Origin of the sequence: Mycobacterium sp. (genome assembly GCF_049673265.1) — a bacterium.
Classification (GTDB): Bacteria; Actinomycetota; Actinomycetes; order Mycobacteriales; family Mycobacteriaceae; genus Mycobacterium.
This window is the reverse complement of the sequence record NZ_JBATXN010000644.1, coordinates 1-20387: the sequence shown is the minus strand read 5'-3', so window position 1 is coordinate 20387 and position 20387 is coordinate 1. Positions and strand designations below refer to the sequence as shown.

At 66.5% G+C, this 20387-nt stretch carries 11 protein-coding genes; 3 read left to right on the top strand and 8 right to left on the bottom strand.

Going from position 1 to position 20387, the window contains the following annotated elements; translation table 11 throughout:
• Positions 1-3678 (top strand): acyltransferase domain-containing protein (locus WBF82_RS21845; protein WP_424385018.1); only part of this gene is annotated, 3678 nt, incomplete at its 5' end.
• The gene (locus tag WBF82_RS21840; RefSeq protein ID WP_424385017.1) at positions 3679-5232 is read left to right on the top strand and encodes an acyl-CoA carboxylase subunit beta; all 1554 of its coding nucleotides are present in this window, start codon (positions 3679-3681) and stop codon (positions 5230-5232) included. It abuts the gene before it with no gap.
• A 17-nt stretch (positions 5233-5249) separates the two neighbouring features.
• Here WBF82_RS21840 and WBF82_RS21835 read toward each other — a convergent pair whose 3' ends face one another.
• From WBF82_RS21835 to WBF82_RS21820, 4 genes are all read right to left on the bottom strand, one after another.
• Entirely contained in the window at positions 5250-5750 is a 501-nt protein-coding gene (locus WBF82_RS21835) for a hypothetical protein (RefSeq protein ID WP_424385016.1), read from the bottom strand.
• Between the two features lie 44 nt (positions 5751-5794).
• Positions 5795-5938 carry a hypothetical protein gene (locus WBF82_RS21830; protein ID WP_424385015.1) on the bottom strand — a complete coding sequence of 48 codons (144 nt, stop codon included), beginning with the start codon at positions 5936-5938 and terminating at the stop codon, positions 5795-5797.
• Positions 5939-6019: 81 nt separating this feature from the next.
• Positions 6020-9202 carry an arabinosyltransferase EmbB gene (gene embB, locus WBF82_RS21825; RefSeq protein WP_424385014.1) on the bottom strand — a complete coding sequence of 1061 codons (3183 nt, stop codon included), beginning with the start codon at positions 9200-9202 and terminating at the stop codon, positions 6020-6022.
• A 53-nt stretch (positions 9203-9255) separates the two neighbouring features.
• The gene (locus WBF82_RS21820) at positions 9256-12546 is read right to left on the bottom strand and encodes an arabinosyltransferase domain-containing protein (protein WP_424385013.1); all 3291 of its coding nucleotides are present in this window, start codon (positions 12544-12546) and stop codon (positions 9256-9258) included.
• Between the two features lie 229 nt (positions 12547-12775).
• Between WBF82_RS21820 and WBF82_RS21815 the strand changes: the two genes are divergently transcribed.
• Positions 12776-14179: an MFS transporter gene (locus tag WBF82_RS21815; RefSeq protein ID WP_424385020.1), complete on the top strand. Its 1404-nt coding sequence runs from the start codon at positions 12776-12778 to the stop codon at positions 14177-14179.
• Between the two features lie 191 nt (positions 14180-14370).
• Here WBF82_RS21815 and WBF82_RS21810 read toward each other — a convergent pair whose 3' ends face one another.
• From WBF82_RS21810 to WBF82_RS21795, 4 genes are all read right to left on the bottom strand, one after another.
• Positions 14371-17619: an arabinosyltransferase domain-containing protein gene (locus WBF82_RS21810; protein WP_424385012.1), complete on the bottom strand. Its 3249-nt coding sequence runs from the start codon at positions 17617-17619 to the stop codon at positions 14371-14373.
• A complete protein-coding gene (locus WBF82_RS21805; RefSeq protein ID WP_424385011.1) occupies positions 17619-19502 on the bottom strand; it encodes a galactan 5-O-arabinofuranosyltransferase in 1884 nt (627 codons plus the stop codon). Before WBF82_RS21805 ends, WBF82_RS21810 begins: the two co-directional genes overlap by 1 nt.
• Positions 19503-20267 (bottom strand): decaprenylphospho-beta-D-erythro-pentofuranosid-2-ulose 2-reductase, encoded by a 765-nt coding sequence (locus tag WBF82_RS21800; protein WP_424385010.1) that lies wholly within the window; start codon positions 20265-20267, stop codon positions 19503-19505.
• On the bottom strand, positions 20268-20387 hold a 120-nt coding region (locus WBF82_RS21795), incomplete at its 5' end, for a D-arabinono-1,4-lactone oxidase (protein WP_424385019.1). It abuts the gene before it with no gap.

Genomic DNA, 20387 nt, shown 5'->3' with positions numbered 1-20387 from the left:
CTGCCGCGCGATGTCGTCGAACGCGAACCCGAGCCGCAGCCTGCAGTCGAAGCCAAGACCGCAGAGCAGGCGCCGGGCGAGTACGTCGGCGGGATGCGCTTCGACGAGTACGGCGAGTTCTTAGATGCTGCGGAGGACGGCACCACTACGCCGGGCGTCGAGGAAGAACCCGAACTGCCCGGCATCACCGAAGAAGCCTTGCGGCTCAAAGAGATCGCGCTCGAAGAGCTTGCCGCCGAAGAGGTTCCGGTTCCCCTCGTGCCGCTGGCGGTGTCGGCGTTCTTGACGTCACGCAAGAAGATCGCGGCCGCGGAGCTGGCCGACTGGATGGAAACCCCGGAGGGCCAAGCGTCGTCGCTGGAGTCGATCGGCCGCTCGCTGTCGCGGCGTAACCACGGCCGCTCCCGTGCCGTGGTGCTGGCCCACGACCACGACGAAGCCATCAAGGGCCTGCGCGCCATCGCCGAGGGCAAGCAGAAGCCGAACGTCTTCAGCACCGACGGGCCGGTGACCAGCGGCCCAGTGTGGGCGATGGCCGGTTTCGGTGCGCAGCACCGCAAGATGGGCAAGAGCCTGTATCTGCGCAACGAGGTCTTCGGCGAGTGGATCGAGAAGGTCGACGCGTTGATCCAGGATGAGCGCGGCTACTCGGTGCTCGAGCTGATCCTCGACGACGCGCACGAGTACGGCATCGAAACCAGCAACGTGGTGATCTTCGCGATCCAGATCGCGCTGGGTGAGCTGCTCAAGCATCATGGCGCCAAACCCGCTGCGGTCGTTGGTCAGTCGCTGGGCGAACCGGCATCGGCCTACTTCTCCGGCGGGTTGTCACTGGAGGACGCCACCCGAGTCATCTGCTCGCGCTCGCATCTGATGGGTGAGGGCGAGGCGATGCTGTTCGGCGAATACATCCGGCTGATGGCGCTCGTCGAGTACTCGGCAGAAGAGCTGAAAACCGTCTTCGGTGATTTCCCCGGCCTGGAGGTGTGCGTCTACGCCGCACCCAGTCAGACCGTGATCGGCGGTCCACCCGAGCAGATCGACGCGATCGTGGCCCGCTGCGAAGCCGAGGGCCGCTTCGCCCGCAAGCTTCAGACCAAGGGCGCCGGCCACACCTCGCAGATGGATCCGCTGCTGGGCGAGTTTTCCGCAGAGCTGCAGGGCATTTCGCCGATGAGTCCGACCGCCGGCATCTTCTCGACCGTGCATGAGGGCACCTACATCAGGCCCGGTGGCGAGCCGATCCACGATGTCGCGTACTGGGTCAAGGGCATGCGGCATTCGGTCTACTTCACCCACGGCGTCCGCAACGCCGTCGACAGCGGCTACACCACCTTCCTGGAGCTCGCGCCCAACCCGGTCGCGTTGATGCAGATCGGTCTGACCACTGCGGCAGCGGGATTGCCTGACGCGCAGCTGATCCCGACGCTGGCCCGTAAGCAGGATGACGTCGAGGCGATGGCGTCGGCGATGGCGCAGTTGTTCGTTTACGGGCATGACCTCGACATCCGCACGCTCTTTACTCCCGCGGGCGGACCCGAGGATTACGCGAATATTCCACCGACCCGATTCCGTCGCAAGGAGCACTGGCTCAACGCACACTTCTCCGGTGACGGGTCGGTGCTGATGCCCGGCACCCACGTGGCGATGCCCGATGGCCGGCATGTGTGGGAGTACGCGCCGCGCGAGGCAACCGACCTGGCGGCCTTGGTGAAAACCGCGGCAGCACAAGTGCTTCCAGATGCTCAGCTGGTCGCGTCCGAGCAGCGGGCAGTGCCTGCCGAGAACGCCCGACTGGTCACCACGCTGACCCGCCACCCCGGCGGGGCGGCGGTCCAAATCCACGCCCGCATCGACGAATCCTTCACGCTGGTCTACGACGCGCTGGTATCGCGGGCCGGCCAGGCCTCGGTGCTACCGACGGCCGTTGGCGCCGGTGCCGCGATCGCGCAGACCGGTAGCGCCGCACCCGCCGAGGTGGCGGCACCGGTTTCCGAGGCGGCCGAGGAGCCAGATAGCGCTGTAACCGACAGCCTCACCGCCCGGCAGGTCGGCGGATTGGCCCGGTGGTCACCGGATTCCGGCGAGACCGTCGGCGAGCGGCTGGCCTCCATTGTTTCGATGGCGATGGGATACGAGCCCGAGGACTTGCCCTGGGAAGTGCCGCTGATCGAGCTCGGCCTGGATTCGATGATGGCTGTGCGGATCAAGAACCGCGTCGAGTATGACTTCGACATGCCGCCGATTCAGCTGCAGGCGGTCCGCGACGCGAACCTCTACAACGTCGAGCAGCTGATCGTGTACGCGATCGAGCACCGCGACGAGGTGCAGGAACTGCACGAGCGCCAGAAGACTCAGACGGCCGACGAGATCGCCAAGGAGCAGGCGGCGATGCTGTCCGGCGCGACCCCGGCCAGCGTGATGCCGGCCGCCGATCCACAAGCGGAACCGGAGACACAAGCCGCGCCGCCGGATTCCGACACACCGATTCCGCCACCGCCTACCAACCCGGCCGGACCGGCTGCTGCCGCCGCGCAGCCCAACCTGGCGGCTGCCGCGCAGGCGCTCAACCAGCAGGCGGTCGCTGAGGCGCTGGGTTCCGATGTGCCACCGCGCGATGCTGCCGAGCGAGTCACGTTCGCCACGTGGGCGATCGTCACGGGCAAATCCGCGGGCGGCATCTTCAACACGTTGCCGAAGCTCGACGACGACGCCGCCACCAAGATGGCGCAGCGGCTTTCTGAGCGTGCCGAGGGCACGATCAGTGCAGGCGACGTCAAAGCCGCCGCGACCATTGAAGAGCTGGCGAACGCGGTCCGTGAACACCTGGAGGCGGGCCAGGTCGACGGTTTCGTGCGGACCATCCGTGCCAGGCCCGAAGGATCAACCAAGCCACCGGTATTCGTGTTCCACCCCGCGGGCGGATCGACAGTGGTCTACGAGCCGCTGCTCAACCGCCTACCGGCGGACATCCCGATGTACGGTTTCGAGCGCGTCGAGGGCACCATCGAAGAGCGTGCCGCGCAATATGTTCCGAAGCTGCGCGAGCTGCAGGGCGACGGGCCGTTCATCCTGGTGGGCTGGTCGCTGGGCGGGGTGCTTGCCTACGCCTGTGCGATCGGGCTGCGCCAACAGGGCTGCGATGTGCCGTTTGTCGGGCTGATCGATGCAGTGCGCGCCGGTGAGGAGATCCCGCAGACTAAAGAGGAGACCCGCAAACGCTGGGAGCGCTACGCCCGCTTCGCTGAGCGGACCTTCAACGTCGAGATCCCCGAAATCCCTTACGAGCAGCTGGAAGAGCTCGACGACGAGGGACAGGTCAGGTTCGTGTTGGAGGCCGTCAAGGCCAGCGGCGTGCAGATCCCCGGCGGGATCATCGAGCATCAGCGCACGTCGTATCTGGACAACCGCGCGATCGACACCGTCCAGGTCCAGCCTTACGACGGCCATGTCACGCTGTACATGGCCGACCGCTACCACGACGACGCGATCACGTTCGAGCCGCGCTACGCCACCCGTAAGCCCGACGGTGGCTGGGGCGACTACATCTCCGATCTCGAGATCGTGCCGATCGGCGGCGAACACATCCAGGCCATCGACGAGCCGATCATCGCCAAGGTCGGTGCGCACATGACCCAGGCGCTCAACAAAATTGATGCAGAGCAGAAAGAGGCGTAAGTGACGACCAAGACCACCGCCGAGCTGCTGGCCGAACTTCACGAAAAGCTGGAGGTGGCAAAGGAACCCGGGGATCCGAAAGCCATCGCACGACGCGAGAAGAAGGGCCTCGCGAGCGCTCGCTCCCGCATCTACGATCTGGTCGATCCGGGCAGCTTCTTGGAGATCGGGGCATTGGCGCGGACGCCGGGTGACCCGAACGCGCTGTTCGGCGACGGCTGTGTGACCGGACGCGCGACCATCAACGGCCGGCCGGTTGGGGTGTTCTCGCACGACCAGACGGTGTTCCAAGGCTCGGTCGGTGAGATGTTCGGCCGTAAGGTCGCCGCGCTGATGGAGTGGTGCGCGATGGTCGCCTGCCCGATCATCGGCATCAACGATTCCGCCGGCGCCCGCATCCAGGACGCGGTCACATCGCTGGCCTGGTACGCCGAGCTCGGCCGCCGCGGCGACTTGCTGAGTGGATTGGCGCCGCAGATCTCTCTGATCTTCGGCAAATGCGCTGGGGGAGCGGTCTATTCGCCGATCCAAACAGACCTGATAGTTGCGGTGCGCGACCAGGGCTATATGTTCGTCACCGGCCCGGACGTGATCAAGGATGTCACCGGCGAGGATGTCACCCTCGACGAGCTCGGCGGCGCCGACGCCCAGGCCCGCTACGGCAACATCCACCAGGTGGTGGAGTCCGAGGCGGCCGCGTTCCAGTATGTGCGCGATTTCTTGTCGTTCCTGCCGTCGAACTGCTTCGACCCGGCGCCGCTGGTCAACCCCGGGCTAGAGCCCGAGATCACTCCGACCGACCTGGAACTCGACTCAATCGTGCCGGACTCTGACAACACCGCCTACGACATGCACGAGATCCTGTTGCGGATCTTCGACGACGGCGACTTCCTCGACGTCGCCGCCCAGGCCGGCCAATCCATCATCACCGGGTTCGCCCGGGTCGATGGCCGGCCGGTTGGCGTGGTGGCCAATCAGCCGAGTTACATGTCCGGTTCGATCGACAACGAGGCCTCCGACAAGGCTGCCCGGTTCGTCCGGTTCTGCGACGCGTTCTACGTGCCTCTGGTATTCGTCGTCGACACTCCGGGCTTTCTGCCCGGTGTCGAGCAGGAGAAGAACGGAATCATCAAGCGCGGCGGGCGATTCCTGTACGCGGTCGTCGAGGCCGACGTGCCGAAGGTGACGGTCACCATCCGGAAGTCCTACGGCGGCGCCTACGCGGTCATGGGATCCAAGCAGCTGACCGCCGACCTCAACTTCGCCTGGCCCACCGCGCGTATTGCGGTCATCGGGGCCGACGGCGCTGCGCAGTTGCTGATGAAGCGGTTCCCCGATCCGACCACGCCCGAGGCGCAGGCGATCAAGAAAGACTTCATCGAGGGCTACAACCTCAATATGGCCACCCCGTGGATCGCCGCCGAGCGCGGCTTCATCGACGCGGTCATCGAGCCACACCAGACGCGTCTGCTGCTGCGCCGGTCGCTGCACCTGTTGCGGGACAAGCAATTACACGGACGAGTCCTCCGCAAGCACGGGCTGCTCCCGATCTAGGTTGCGCGCCGGGCAGATCAGACCGGCGCGACGAAGTCAGACGTGTAGAACTCGGCCGGTGTTTGGGAAAACTCGGCTGGGCGTTGGATAAAAACCCAAACCCCCGTCGTGCCCGACCGGATGCTGTCTGCAACGGTGGTTGTCGCCTGGCCCCCCGGATCGAGATCCAGACCGCCAACCGCCACACCAGGGCCCGCGGTACGGCACGGCGAATTCGATGCCCGAGGCGCCTGGATCAGGCTGACGTCGTAGTGGGTGCTCACCGAACCGGGGTTGGACAAGTGCACCTCCGCCGCGACCGTGCCCCCGGCAACGCGGATTACCGATGAGGCGGAGGCATTGTTCTGCGGCGCTCCGCCGTAGATCGGGCTGAAATCGCACGCCCGCAGCACGCCTCTCAGCGGAACTACGGTTGCGCCGTTGGTGGCCGATGCCGCCGGGTTGCCCAAGGAAAACGCGGTCGCAGCGATAAACAGGACTGCTGCGCACCGGGGCAGCATCAAGATCGGCCGTGTCATCATCGAACTGTGAACCGTTTTTGACGCGTGCGCAATGACGGCCGTCACATCTTGCGATGCTTACCGGGGTTCTCCGACTCTTCCTGGACCTGCTTGCCGGTCTCGGTGGATTCTTTGAGCTCGTTCTTCGTCTTTGCGGCCTCGTCGGCCAACTCCTCGACGGTTTCGTCGCCTTCTTCAGCACGCATGCCTAACGGGCTACCCGGCATCGGCCGCGCTGAATCGTTGGGGTTTGATCGCCCGGCCCCCACGCTCGACAGGCCGATGGGTTAGGGCTTGATCCTGATCTGGCCAGGCGACCACCATCCGCTGTGTGTGGCGGTGCCCAGCTCGAGCTGAGCCGGCTGCGCGTGGACGATCGTGTCGAACTTGCGCAGCGAACCCCAGTCGCGGGCCCAGTCGCGGGACAGATAGGTGGCCATCACGTGGGCGCGCAGCAGCACATCGGTGATACCGAGCAGCCCGCCATTGGTGCCGTCTTCCCAGGTGTCGGTGTCCATCTTCTTGGCGTTGTAGTCCGGCGTGATGCGGAACTTCGGGATTTCGGTGACGCCGTTGGCATGTAGCATCGGCTGCTGACACGGGAAGGCCAGCCCCACCGCCCAGTCCATCAGCACCGGCTGCGACGAGCCGACATACTCCTGCAGCGAACGCAGATCGGGCACCCGCGGGGGGGTCACAGCGATCCACTCTTCCGGCGTCAGCGACAAATCCTCGGCGACCAGCCGGACCGCGGTCGCATCCGCCGGGATCTTGTCGCGGGCGAAGCGCAGATTGCGCCACGCCTTGAATTGCTCGCCGTACAGATCGTCGGGCACCAGCCGCCCATTTGGTATCAGCGCACCGCCGGGTCCCGGCTTGCCGTACTCCAGCACCACGGTCTGGCCGTCGGTGTGGCCGTGCAGCACGCTGTTGCCGGCAATCTTGCCCGCGGCCGTCACCACCACCAGGGGATGCCCGTCATCTGCTCGGGGCAGCTGGTACCACGCCGACTTCAGGATGCTCTGCTGCTGCGGACCGGTCGTGTAGCTGCCCGCCACCGGCACCCGCGCGGGGTCAAGGCCGTAGGGCAGCGGCACCGTCGAGCCGTTGATCCCAGGCGTTTTGAGCTTGGTCGGCGCGTCCCAATCGTAGTCAGTGCCCGGCTGCTCCGGCGTCATCCGAAGCGCTTCGGCCACAGTATGTTCCGGCACGCCGTTGGGCGTGAACCCGACCGGATTCGAGCCACCCAATGGGCCGAGCGGACCGTAATCACCGGGTAGCGGCGCCATGAAACCGGCGTTGGTGTCCGGCTCGACAAGCACGTCGTCGGCCAGGCCGCAGCCGCCGGTGAACGCCCGCAGGTTGGCCCAGCCGTTGGAGTAGGTGGGGTACTGCCGCACCACGCCGATCGCCATCGACGCGACGAACACCAACACCATGAACCCGGCGGCGACCGGCACCGGCGCCGCGGTCAGCGCGACCGCCAGTCGGCCTTCTCCGCGGCCGCGCGACGCGAAGTGCAGCCAGGCCGCATAAATCGCGGTGATCGCGAACAGGATGAAAAATATTGTGCTGACCGAAATCCCGGCGATCTTCGGCATCGTGGTGTTGAACGGCACGCCGTAGCTGGACACATACCACCAACCGTTGGTGGTAGCGAAGCACAGCGCCAACAAGAAGAACACCGCCGCGAGGAATGCCATCCGGTTACGCGACCAGCGCAGCACCGACGGGGAGACCAGCACGGTGGTCAGCGCTGCCATCGCCGCGCCGACAGCCGCGAACAGGCCGAAGTGGTGAACCCATTTGGTGGGGGTGAACATCAGGAAGAACATCGTGCCGAAGATGACACCCATCAGCCGCCAGGCCGGTCCGCGGGCCACGCCGCGAATGTGCTTGCGCCGCAACATGATGAACACCGCAGTGAACAGACACAGCGCAGTGATCAGGAAGCCGAACCGGCGGGATAGCGACCCGTCGACGGTCGGCAGGATCAGGTAGTAGTACCGCAGGTTCTCGGTGTACCACGCCTGGCTGGGCCCGATCGCGGTGCGAATCCTGGTGGCCTCCAACACCGTTGACAATGTCTGGTCGGCGAAGACCACGGTGAGGATCACCGAGCCGGCCGCCAGCATCGGCGTCACCAACGGCCAGGTGCCGACCAGACGATGCCGGCGGACCAGGATTCGCAGGATCGGCCGGCCACCGGCGATCAACGCGGCGACGGCGATCAAACCAGTGGGCTGGACACCGAGGGTGAACGCCGCGGTGATGACGGCCAGCGCTGCGGGCGTCATCCGGCTGTAGCGCATCGACCGCTCGATCAGCACGTAGGTGATCAGGGAGCCCACCGCGATGATCGGCTCGGGCCGCAGACCATTGTTGAACGGCATCCACGCCGCCAGCAACACCATCCCCGCCGCCCACATCGCCGGCTTGCTTGCCGCCACCGCCGGGCCCAACCGGGGCAGCACTTCGCGAGACAGCAGCAGCCAGCACACCAGCCCGGCGACCAAGTCCGGCAACCGAATCCAGATACTGGCATCGCTGACATGGGTCATCAGCGCCAACAAGTTGTAGTACCAGCCGAAAGGGTCCTCCGGGCTGCCGAACCAGCGGAAGTAGTTGGACATGTAGCCGGCGTGATCGGCCACCCGGGCCATCCCGAGGATGTAGCCGTCGTCCGACGAGTTGGCTCCCATCACATGCCACAGCAGGAAAGCGAAGATCACCGTGGCGTCGGTCCAGCCGAAGAACCGCCAGTTGGCCGGGATCCAGCGGCGCAGGCGATGGCCGTCCAACTGGTCCAGTCGCCACAGTGCGACCAGTGCCACGATAGTGGCGACGATCGCCAGCACCATCGCGGTGAGCTTCAATGTCGTTGGCGTGGTGGAAAATCGGGTGTCGATGGTCGCCGAAAGTTGTAGTCCCGGCGGGGCGGGACCGGTCAGGTCGGTGAACACGCCGACGATCTGCGGGCGCAGATTCGGATCGGCGAAGCCGTGCCGCAATCGTTTGCCATTCGGGTCGAGTAGCCCGACGAATTCGGCGAAGGTGCCAGCGTGTGTGGAGCTGATCTGAATGCGTTGGCAGTGCGGCGATTTCACCAGGTCCAGCGGGGCGCTCACCAGCGGCACGTTGCGGTCCGCCACGTCGACCCGCTGGTCGCCGACGGTCACCATCAGGCCCTGCAGGGCGGCCTGCTTGCCGTTGCGGGGCACGGTGCCGACCACCAGACCGCCCTTGGCGGGCATGGCGTTAACCGTTGTGCACGGGATGCTCACCGTCATCTCGACCGGCGTCTGCGAAATCAACGGCGCGGTGACGCTGCTCAGCTGCCCTTGCTGCGGCCAGTTCAATGTCGCGGTGGTCTGCACGACCGGCAGCAGCGGGGTGGCCACCGACAGCACGAACCCGATCAGGCCGGCGATCGTCGCCACCCAGCGCGTCACCCGTACGTCGTGGGTCATTTGCTGGTCGGTTCGCGACCCGCTGCGCCCGGCTTGGCCGCGCCTGCGATCGCTCACGGCAGTGCTCGAATCGGTCCTTGGCGGGTCCAGCCGTACACCGTGACGACGCGCTGGTCGACGGCGGCGTTCGGCGCCTGACCAGTGGGTACCAGGCGGTGGTATTTCTCCACCGAGCCCCAGTCCCGATGCCAGTCGCCGTTCAGGTAGGTGGGGATGCTCGAGGTCCACAGCATCGCCTGGGTGAACAGGAACGGCCCGCCGGACTTGGACGCCTCCCATAGGTTCGATGACGACGCCGTTTGCTTGCGGTCGGGCATGATGCGGTACTGCGGAAGTTCCGCGATGCCCAGGTGTTCGGCGAACGGGCGCTGGCACGGGAAGTTCGCGGCGGTGGCGATGTCCATGAGTACCGGGTCGTGCGACCCGATCAGCTGCTGCAGCGTCTGCAGCACCGGCACCCGCGGCGGCGTGAACGCGAACCACTGGTCGGAGCTCAAGTTGGGGTCGTTGGCGACGATGCGTGCCACGTTGGCCTGCTGCGGCGCCGACGCCAGCGGAACGCGCAGGTTGCGCCACGCCCGGTGCGGGCCGACGTCGATCGGCTCGATTCCGTCGGCGTCGCCGACGACCTGAGCGGCGCCGTCCGGGCCGGTGACCCCCCACTCCACCTTGAGAATCTGACCGTAGTCCAGCGTGCCGTCCTCTTCGTGCGACAAGATCGCGCCGGCGGCGGCCACCACCAAAAGCGGGCGGTCCGGCGTGCGGGGCGGCAGCTGATACCAGGCCGAGGTGGCGGTGGCAGCCACTGAGTTCTCGCCGTAGCTGCCCATCACCGGGGTACGGGCGGGATCCAGCCCGTACGGCAGCGCGGCGTGTGAGCCGTTGACCCCGACGGGGCCCTTACCGCCGGCCGTCCCCGCGGAGTCGCTGTAGGCGACGTTGGGTTTGTTGGGTGACGCGTCGGAGTTGACCAGCCCGGGCTTGGTCACTACCGGGTCGGACTGCAGGTCGTTGCCAACCCCGTCGGGCTTGAAGCCGACGGGATTGATGCCACCGAGCGGGCCCGCGGGACCGAATTTCTGACCCGGAACTGGTTGCAGCAGCCCGGCATTGGGATCAGGCTCGGCTAGCACGTCGTCGGCCATCGCGCAACTGGTCGGCGAGAGCCCGCTAGTGAGTGCGGCCAGGTTGGCCTTGGCGATGGTGTAGTGCGGATAGCGCAACACCGCACCCTTGGCTAGCGAACCCACCATGCCGAGCACCATGATCGACGCGACCACCAACAGCGGCGTGGACGCCAGCACGCGGTTGCGCCGGTTGTCCTTGACCTCGGTGTGCCCGGCGTAGTCCATCCGGAAGTGGTACCAGCCGGCCAGCAGCCCGGTCGCAATCGACAGCGTCAAAAACATCGACGTCACCGGGTGGCTGGCGATGACAGGCTGGATGTCGAACCACGGCACCCCGTAGTTGCCGACGTAGAACCAGCCGTTGATGCCGGAGGTGGCCCACGCCAGCAGGAACAGCAGGGCGGTGACATAGAGCGTCAGGTTGCGGCGGCTGTGCAGGCCGATGCGGGCGAAGGTGAACGCGGTGACCGCACCCAGTGCGCCGGCCAGCCCCGCGAACGCGCCGAACTGAATGGCCCACTTCGTCGGCGTGAAGTGCAACAGCAACAGGCCAAGCGCGGTCGTGCCGATCAGCCGCCAGGCCGGGCCGCTGGCCAGCCCCGGTATCCGGCCGCGCCGCAGCAGCACCACCAGCACGCCGAACAGGCACAGCAGCAGCACGAGCACGGCGAAGCGCCGGGTCATCGAGCCGTCGGAGTTGCTCTCGACGGTGAGGAAGTAATAGCGCAGAAAGTCTTGGTACCACGCGATCGTCGGGCCGACCTTGTACTTGATGCGGGCCGACTCGGCGACCGTGGCCAGCGTCTGGCTGCGGAACACCACGATGGTGATCAGCGACAGCGACGCCGCCAATACCGCCAAGGGCGCCCATACTCCGTCGGCTGCCCGGCGCTGCGCGATGATCCGGGCGATCGCTCGCGCGCCGGTGAGTAGCGCGGCGATCGCGATCAATCCCTGCGGCGCCAAGGTCGCAGTCAGCATTGCCACCACGATCGCCACCGCCGCGGGTACCAGCCGCCGGGTGGCGATCGCATTTTCTACCAGCACCCAGGTAAGCACCACGCCCAACGCGATCAGCGGCTCGGGCCGCAAGCCGTTGTTGAACGGCAGCCAGGCGGCGAGGAACACCGCGCCGGCGGTCAACACCGCGACCCGGTTGGCGCCCAGCCCACCCGTCGCGGGCCCCAGCCGACGCAACATGTAGCGGCTGATGACCAGCCAGCACCCGATGCCGGCCAGCGTGGCCGGCAGCCGCATCCAGACCCCGGCGGTGCTCACCGACGCCATGTGCGCCAGCACCGCGGGGTACCAGTCGAACGGCGTCTCACTGGTCCCGAAGAACCGGTAGTAGTTGGCGAGATATCCGGCCTGCCCGGAAACGCGGGCGATGGTCAGGTTGTAGCCGTCATCCGACGAGATCGCGCCGATGACATGCCAGAGCAACAGTGTCGCGATCACACCGACGTCGGCGAGCCAGGTTGCGACCCCCACCCGCACCCAGCGCCTCCAGTTGCGCGGCATCCGCCGCCCCGACCGTCGGTCGAGGACGCCCAGCGCGACGATCGAAGTCAGTACAGCGATCCCGCCCAGGGCCAGCACGCCTCTCTTGAGCATGGTGGGGGCGACGATGAACCGGGTATCGACGTCGATGCGAGCCGACAATCCCGGCTGCGCAGCGACTTTCAAGTCGGTGAAGATCCCGCCGACCTGCGGCTTCTTTTCCGGTGGGAGAGTTCCCGCGGCGCCGTGTATCCCGACGAAGTCGGCGCCCGCGCCGCCCGCGTCGGCCCAGATGTGCAGCACACTGCAGGCGCCGGAGTTCACCGCCGAGCGGGGGGCCACCGCGGCTTGCAAGTCGCGGAACGCGACGACGACGGCGTCTTTGTTGGCCCGCACAAAGAGTCCGCTTTTGCCCGTCTCAAAGCCGTTGACCGGCAGCGTCGAGAGCACCAGACCGCCCTCGGCCGGCATGGTGGCGATCGCCGGGCAGGGGATGGAAACGTCGAGTGCTCGCGGCGCGCCGGCCACCAGCGGTGCAGTGATATCGGTCACGTGGCCGTCGCCGGTCAGGCCCTGCGGCCACAGGATTGTCGCGGTGGTTTGCTTCACCGGAAGCAGCGGAACCACGCCGCAGAGCAATACGCCGATAATCCCCGCGACGACGGCGATCAACCGCGCGAGCTGATGCGTCGATCGCTCGCTTTCGTCGTGGGGCACGAGGGACGATGGTAGGCGACTGTGGTCGTCCGGCGACGATGCAGGGCGCAGGGATAGCCGGCTAATCGGATTTAAGCGTTTTGTGATGTAAACCAAACGGCTCGGCAGCACACCAGGTCCGTCGGTCGAAAGTGCTTGATTGGTCCGACCGAGCTGCCCGCCCCACTTTTCAAGGCCGTTCGACTCCTACGCCCAAGCATGGTTTAGTGGGCGAGCGGTGGTGCAATTAATCGAGCAACAGAAATTCACCACCGGCCACTGGCGTGAGTTGTGGAGCACGCGGTATCTGCGAACATCGGCCGTGGTCGCCGGGGGCGTGGTGCTTTATTCCACCAACGAGTTCCTGACGATCAGCATGCTGCCGAGCACGGTCAACGAGATCGGCGGCGAGCGGATGTATTCGTGGGTGACGACTCTGTACCTCGTCGGGTCGGTGGTTGCGGCGGCGACCGTGAATTCATTACTGCACCGCGTGGGCTCATGCGTCTCGTATCTGCTGGGTTTCGCGGTGTTGGGTGTTGGCAGCCTGGTATGCGCAGCGGCTCCGAATATGGAGATTTTGTTGGGCGGCCGCTTTTTGCAGGGGCTAGCCGGCGGCTTGCTGTGCGGTCTGAGCTTCGCGGTGATCAACGCCGTGCTGCCGCGATATTTATGGAGTCGCGGTGCGGCCATGGCGTCGGCGATGTGGGGCGTGGGTGCGCTGCTCGGCCCTGCGCTGGGCGGTATTTTCGCCCAGTTCGGCGCGTGGCGGTGGGCGTTCGGGCTGCTGGCCATGGCCAGCGTGGCGATGGCTGTGCTGGCACCGGGCGTGCTGTCGGTCGACGACCGTGAGCAGAATTGCGACCGCGCTGCGACCCGGATTCCGGTGCCGTCGATCATCCTGCTCGGCGCCGCGGCGCTGACCGTCAGCGTGGCGGCTGTACCGCGTAACACGGTCGCGATCACAGCCTTGCTTATCGTCGGCGCCGCGCTGGTCGGAGCGTTTTTGGTGGTCGATCGGCGGATGCCTACGGCGGTGTTGCCTGCCAGCGTCTTCGGATTCGGCCCGTTGAAGTGGGTCTACCTGACCCTGGGATTGCTGGTTGCCGCGACCAAGGTCGACCTCTATGTGCCGCTGTTCGGTCAGCGGCTCGCGCACCTGGGGCCGATCATGGCCGGGCTGATGGGCGGGGCGTTATCGATTGGCTGGACGATCAGCGGACTGGGTAGCGGCTCACTGAACAGGGCGCGCGCGATCGTCGGCGTGGTGATAGCGGCGCCGCTGGTGATGGCGGTCGGCCTGGCGTTGGCCGGCGTCACCCACATCGAGGACGCACCGACGGGCGTCGTCCTGCTGTGCGGGACGGCGTTGCTAGCCGTCGGGATCGGTATCGGCGCCGCCTACCCGCACCTGTCGTCGTGGGCGATGGGCGATGTCGACGACCCCGCTGAGGGCAGCGCCGCCGCGACCGCGATCAACTCGGTGCAGTTGATCTTCGGCGCGTTCGGCGCCGGGCTGGCCGGTGTTGTGGTGAATATCGCCGACGGCGGCATTGTGGGGGCGGCTCGCGCGGCGTTTACCGTGTTCGCGCTGCTGGCCCTTACCGCCTGCGCCACCGCGTTTCGGGCCGGCCGACGGCAAGTGGCGTTCTAACTGCGTCGACTTTCGTCACATCCGTCCCAACGGTCACTGAGTCACAGGACATTGCCTCTTTCGGTTTTGGGACCACATGCGATATCACCGCACGATTGGCGGCGCGGTGATATCGCCGGCGTATCGAATTCCAGATTCGTCTACTGCCCAGCTGCTGGTATTCGAGGTGCGCGTGTGATTGCTGGGGCCAGTTACTGGCGCAGCGGCGCAGGGCTCCACAGGCCGCTGCGTGTCGCCGAACCGAGGTCGAGGCGGGCCGGTTGGGCATTGGTGTAGTACGGCGTCAACTGCTGCAACGAACCCCAGTCGCGCGACCAGTCGTCTTTCAGGTACGTCGAGACCGTGTTGGCGCGCACCAGCAACTCGGTGACGCCCAGCGGGCCGCCGCCGTTCTTGTCCATCACCGGCGAGTTGGCCTCGGCGCCGAACCGATCCGGCAGGATCCGCCACTTCGGTACCTCGTCAACGCCGTTGTGGTGGCTGAACGGGCGCTGGCAGGGGAAGGCCAGGCCCACAAGCCAATCCAACAGCACCGGATCCGTCGAGCCGACCACGTCCTGCAGCGTGCGCAGCTTCGGGATTCGTGGCGGAGTGACCGCGATCCAATGCTGCGGGTCAAGGTCTTCATCGTTGACCACCACCCGAACCTGGCTGGCGTCCGGCGGCAACTCGGACAGCGGCGCCCGCAGGTTTCGCCATGCCGGCGCCGCTCCGACGTCGGCGAGCCCTGTCGAGCCGCCGGGCTTGTTGTCGGCGGCCTGCTTGTCAGTGGCCCACTGGAGTTCGACCTCGCCGTAGTTGAACCGCCCCGCCGCCGACACCACCAACAGTGGGCCGGCCGTATGTCTGGCGGGCAGCCGGTACCAGGCCGACCGCAATCGCGCCGGTACCTGGACGCCGGAACGCCAGCTGCCCAGCACCGGGGTTCGCGCGGGATCGAGGCTGTAGGGCAGCCGCGCGCGCGAGCCGTTGATGCCGGGCGCGGCGGTGGTGCCGCCTTCGTTGCCGGCTTCGCTGTTTTTGACATTGCTGTCGTCGTTGACGAAGCTGCGGTCGCCGGGGCGTTCCATCACTGGGTCGGCGGACACCGACGACGGAATGCCGTTGGGGTCAAAGCCTTCGGAAAAACCGTCGGCCAGCGCATCTTTCGCCGGCGCTGAGACCGGCGTGAGCATGCCGGCACCAGCGTCCTGCTCGACGAGCACGTCGGTGGCCAGCCCGCAGGTCTTGCCGATCAAAGCTTGTAAGTTGGAGCGGCCCACCGACCACGCCGGATATTGGTCTGTCATGCCCAGCGTCAGCGACAAGACCTGGAAGAACACCAGCGCCCACGCGGCAATTGCCAACGGGGACTGAATAATCCGGCCTAACCGCGACTCGCTCGGCGGATCAGCATCACTGCCGCTTCTGACGAAGTGAAGCCAGGCGGCCAGCAGCGCGACCAGTACCGTCAAACCCAGAAATCCGGTGGTGAACCCGAAGTGCCACTGCGGGAACGCATTTGACCATGGCACGCCGAAATTGGAGACATACCACCAGCCGTTGACGCTGGCGAACGACAGCGCCACCACGAACAGCACCAGCGTCGCGAACAGCGTTCGGTTGCGTCGCGAGCGCATCGCCGTCGCGGTCACCGCAACGGCGGCCAGCGCGCCCAGCGAGCCCGCCAACCCGGCGAACACACCGAAGTGGTGCGTCCACTTGGTCGGCGTGAACATCATCGCGATGAACGAGATGATCGTGATCCCGATGATGCGCCGGCTCGGCCCGGCCGCGGTGCCCGGGACTCGCCCCTTGCGCAACGCCATTGCCACCGTCACCGCGAGCGCAACCAGCAACGCCAGCAAGGCGAACCGCCGGGCGACCGACCCGTCGGGGCTGGCCATGAACAACCGCTCGTAGCGGATGTGTTCGTCGAACCAACTGAGGCTGGGGCCGAGCGCACGCTTGAGCGCGGTCGCCTCCAACTCGCCGGCCAGCGTCTGGTCCCGGAAGATCAGGATCACGTTGACGGTCACGGCGGCGACGATCGGCGCCAGCAATGGCAGCACACCGAACTGCCGGGACCGGCGGTGAATGATGGTGCGCAGCGGCCCGATTGCCACCAGCAGCGCGCCGATCGACGCGATACCGGTCGGCCCGGAGAACAGCGTCAGCGCACCGATGATGCAGGCCGCCGCCACCGGCAGCAGCCGGCTCGTGGCCACCGCGCGTTCCACCGAACACCACGTCAGCAGGATGCCCACCGCGATGATCGGCTCGGGCCGCAGACCGTTGTCCAGCGGCAGCCACACCGCCAAAAAAACGCCGCCGGCACTCCATGCCGCCGCCCGGCTGGTCTTGACGGCATGGCCCAGCCGCGGGATGACTTCCCGGCTGATCACCCACCAGCACGCCAGCGCCATCAGCAGGGTCGGCAACCGCATCCAGATGCTCGCGGTGGTGACATGGGCCCACACCGCCAGCAGGTCGTAGTACCAGCCGAACGGCGCCTCGGGAGTGCCGAGCCAGCGGTAGTAGTTGGCCATGTAGCCGGCATGCTCGGAAACCCGGGCCATGGTCAGGATGTAGCCGTCGTCGGCGGTATTGGCGCCGACGAAATGCCACCACACCAGCGCCAGCGCGACCAGTCCGTCCAGCGCGCTGATCGACCACCAGCGCGGCGGCAGGAAACGGCGGTGCCGGGTGCCGTCGGCGGTATCCATAATGTGCAGGGCGATCAACGCTGCAAGGGTCAATGCCACCCCGAGCACCATCGCGGCCATCTTCAGCGGCGTCGGCGAACTGCTGTAGCGGGTGTCGACGGTGGCCGAGAACGTCAAGCCCGGCGGAGCCGGCCCACTCAGGTCGGTGAAGACGCCGACGATCTGCGGGCGGAAGTCGTATCCGCTGCGTTCGCCGCGCAGCGCCGCGCCGGGATGCTCGGCGTTGGGACCCTGCTTGAGCCCGACGAACTCGCCGATGACCCGGTCGGCGTGCGCGGTGAAGACGAGTTTCTGGCACGCACCGCTGAGCACCTGGTTCAGCGGCGCGACGACCAGCGGGACGTTGCGCACCACGAGTACCAAATCGTCGCCGGCGTGCTCGATCAGCAAACCGCGGTCGACGGCCTTGGGCGCCTGCTTGGGCACCGTCGACAACAGCACGGTCTTGGCACCGGTCAATCCCGCAGCGGCCTGGCAGGGGATGCTGATCGACAGATCAGTGGCGACGTAGCCGATCAGCGGCGCTTCCACGCTGCCCAGCACGCCGTTTTGCGGCCAGTTCAGTTGGGCGGTGGTCTGTTTGACCGGCAGCAGCGGGGTGGCGATCGCCAGCAACGCCCCGAGTAAACCGGCGACGAGGGCGACGATCCGGGCGGTCCGGTAGTTGGTGCCATCGTCGCCGGCGCTCACGGACCTAGATGCTAATTGCCCGGCAGCGGGCGCCTCGGTGGCCATCAGAGTTTGCGGACGGCCAACACGAACGGGCCGATGGTGGTGACGGTGAACCGGGGATCGTCGAACAAGGCGGCATTGAGCTCCACCGTGTAGCGGCGGACGTTGGGCTGGTTGGGGTAGACGTCTTCGGCCAGCCGCAGGGTGTAGGTGCTGGTCGCGCCCGCAGCGCCGCCGTGGCGCATCAGGAACACCGTCGGCGGTGCCCAGGGCAGCGCGTCGAGCGCGTGGATCAACTGATCGGCGGTTTTGAGTTTGGCCCAGCTGTTGATCGCGGCCGCCCGCTTGTCGAACTGTGCGAGCGGATTGGCGTAATGCGACGTCAGCCCCTGAAAGCCCCAATAGGGGTAGTAAGACAAAAAGCTGTAGTCGGCCGTCAGCACCACGGTTTGGTCTCGCGGCTTTGCGGTCGTTCGGGTGATCGCGGCCTCGATCGCTGGGTAGAACTTCTCGGAGCTAGCCGGGCGGCGGTCGCCGCGCTGGCCGTGGCCGTCGGTGTCGGTGTAGGCGATGGTGAGGTCGGGCCGCAGTACGTCGGGGATGTCTTGGCTGAACGCGATCGCCCCGGCCAGGCCGATCGCGGTCCCGACCGGCAGCACGCTGCGGCCCCAGGCGTGGTCTCGCCCGCGTCGGGCCAGCGCGAGCGTCACTTCGATGAAGCCGAAGACGCCGGCGGCGGCCAGCAACACCGACAGCGTCGGCTGCAGCCGAAACGACAGCAGCGTGGTGCGCGCCAGCGTGGCGAGCATCGACAGCAGCGACCATAAGTAGACAGCCAGCACGCCGGTCGCCAAGCCAGCCGCCCGTACTGACGACCGCGCCCGCACCACCAGCCACAGCGTGCCGAGCATGCATAGCGCGCCGAGCAGGGTGAATTTCAGCATCGGGAAGGTCAGCTCGGCGCCGTCGGCTGGCAGGTAGTGATAGGCGCTGCCGGTGTTGCTGACCGGGTCGCGGGCCGCGCGCAACAGAAACGGCAGCCAGGTGATCGCGGCGATGGCCGCCGCGATGGCGCCGATGACGGCAAGCCGGACCAGCGGATCCAGCGCGGCTCTGATGCCTTGGCGCCAGCGGGAGGCCGTCAGCAGCAGAGCCATCAACACCACGGTGAACGCGCTGTAGGCCAGCAGCAGGGTATAGAAGGTCGCCGCGAAGCCGAGGAATAGCCCGGCCCCGACCACGGCGGCCCACCCGCCCGATCGGCTCCCGGCGCGTAAGCCCGACCAAGTCAGGATCAACACCGGCGGCAGCAGTACGACGATCATCGCGGAATAAGGCTCCGGGGAGCTGTAGGCCAGTGCGACCGCGGCGGTCGCGGTGGTGACGATCAACGCGTATTCGAAGCGGATCATCCGCCACCACAACACCAGCGCCACCGCGACCGCGATCGTGATCGAGGTGATCGCCCACGGCTTGAACATCTCCCAGCCTGCAGTTCCGGTCAGCGCCGCGATGCGCCCGCCGATCCAGAACCAGCCCGGCGGATAGAACGGCGGCAGCCCGACGTAGGTCATATCGTGCAGTGACGCGCTATCGGTGAATCGGGTCACGTATTCGGTGCGGAACTGCTGGTCGACGGAGATGCCGAATAGATACAGCTTGGTTGCGCCTAGCGGCATGGCGAGCGTCACCACGGAGAACGCCGAGACGAACACCAGCGCGAAAAGTCTGGCCGGCAACTGGTTTCGCCGCCAAAGCCAGCCGGTGGCCAGCAGTCCGACGATGCAGCCGACTTGGCCAACCGTCGTCAGCGCGTGCAGCTGATTCGACGACGGGTATGCCGGCCATTCGACTCGCGCGATGGCCAGCAGCGAGATCACCGATACCACCGCGGCAATCGCGATCGCGAATGCCATATGGCCGACGGTGGCCAGCGCGTTCCGCATTTAGATGGGCAGCTTGCGGAAGATCGGCCGCGGGACGTGTCGCAGCACCATCATCACGTAGCGGAAAGCCCCTGGCGCCCAGACGAGTTCCTTGCCCTTGGCTGAAGCGGTCACCGCTAGGTTGGCCACGTACTCCTTGTCGACGGTCAGCGGCGCTTCTTTGATGTGCGCGCTCATCCGTGTGCGCACCTGACCGGGCCGGATGACCAGGACGCGAACACCGCTGGGCTTCAACGCCTCACCGAGCCCGAGGTAGAAACCATCCAGGCCGGCCTTGGTGGAACCGTAGACGAAGTTGGACCGCCGGACCCTCTCACCGGCCACCGTGCTCATCGCGATGATCTGGCCGAAGCCTTGCGCGCGCATCTTCTCACCCAACAACACACCTACGGAAACCGCGGCCGTGTAGTTGATTTCGGCGATCTGAACGGCCTTACGCTGGTTCTGCCACAACTCTTCGGCGTCACCGAGTAACCCGAACGCCACGATCGCGACGTCGACATCGCCGCCGGCGAACGCGGCGTCGATGACCTTGGGATGACTCGTTGTGTCCACGCCGTCGAAGTCGATCCACTCGACGGACTTGGCGCCTGCCGCCTTCATCTGCGCGACGGCTTCGTCCTGCCGCGGATGGTTGGGAAGGTCGGCCAGAACGATCCTGGCGTGCGCATTTTGCAGATAGCGTTCGCAGATCGCCAGCCCGATCTCGGAAGTGCCACCGAGTAGCAGGATGGTCTGGGGATTACCTACGGCGTCGAGCACCATCTAGAGCAACTCCAAACGTCGGGCCATGTCCGAGACGAAAACCCCGGTGGGATCGACCTTGCGGCGCACCGCAATCCACTCGTCGATACGGGGATACATGGCGTGAAAATTAGCGGCACT

What these genes read in the sequence shown, in the direction of transcription:
- WBF82_RS21835 (WP_424385016.1), bottom strand. Translation starts at nt 5,750, where the DNA reads ATGACACGGCCGATCTTGATGCTGCCCCGGTGCGCAGCAGTCCTGTTT.
- WBF82_RS21830 (WP_424385015.1), bottom strand. Translation starts at nt 5,938, where the DNA reads ATGCGTGCTGAAGAAGGCGACGAAACCGTCGAGGAGTTGGCCGACGAG.
- embB (WP_424385014.1), bottom strand. Translation starts at nt 9,202, where the DNA reads ATGACCCACGACGTACGGGTGACGCGCTGGGTGGCGACGATCGCCGGC.
- WBF82_RS21810 (WP_424385012.1), bottom strand. Translation starts at nt 17,619, where the DNA reads ATGGCCACCGAGGCGCCCGCTGCCGGGCAATTAGCATCTAGGTCCGTG.
- WBF82_RS21805 (WP_424385011.1), bottom strand. Translation starts at nt 19,502, where the DNA reads ATGCGGAACGCGCTGGCCACCGTCGGCCATATGGCATTCGCGATCGCG.
- WBF82_RS21800 (WP_424385010.1), bottom strand. Translation starts at nt 20,267, where the DNA reads ATGGTGCTCGACGCCGTAGGTAATCCCCAGACCATCCTGCTACTCGGT.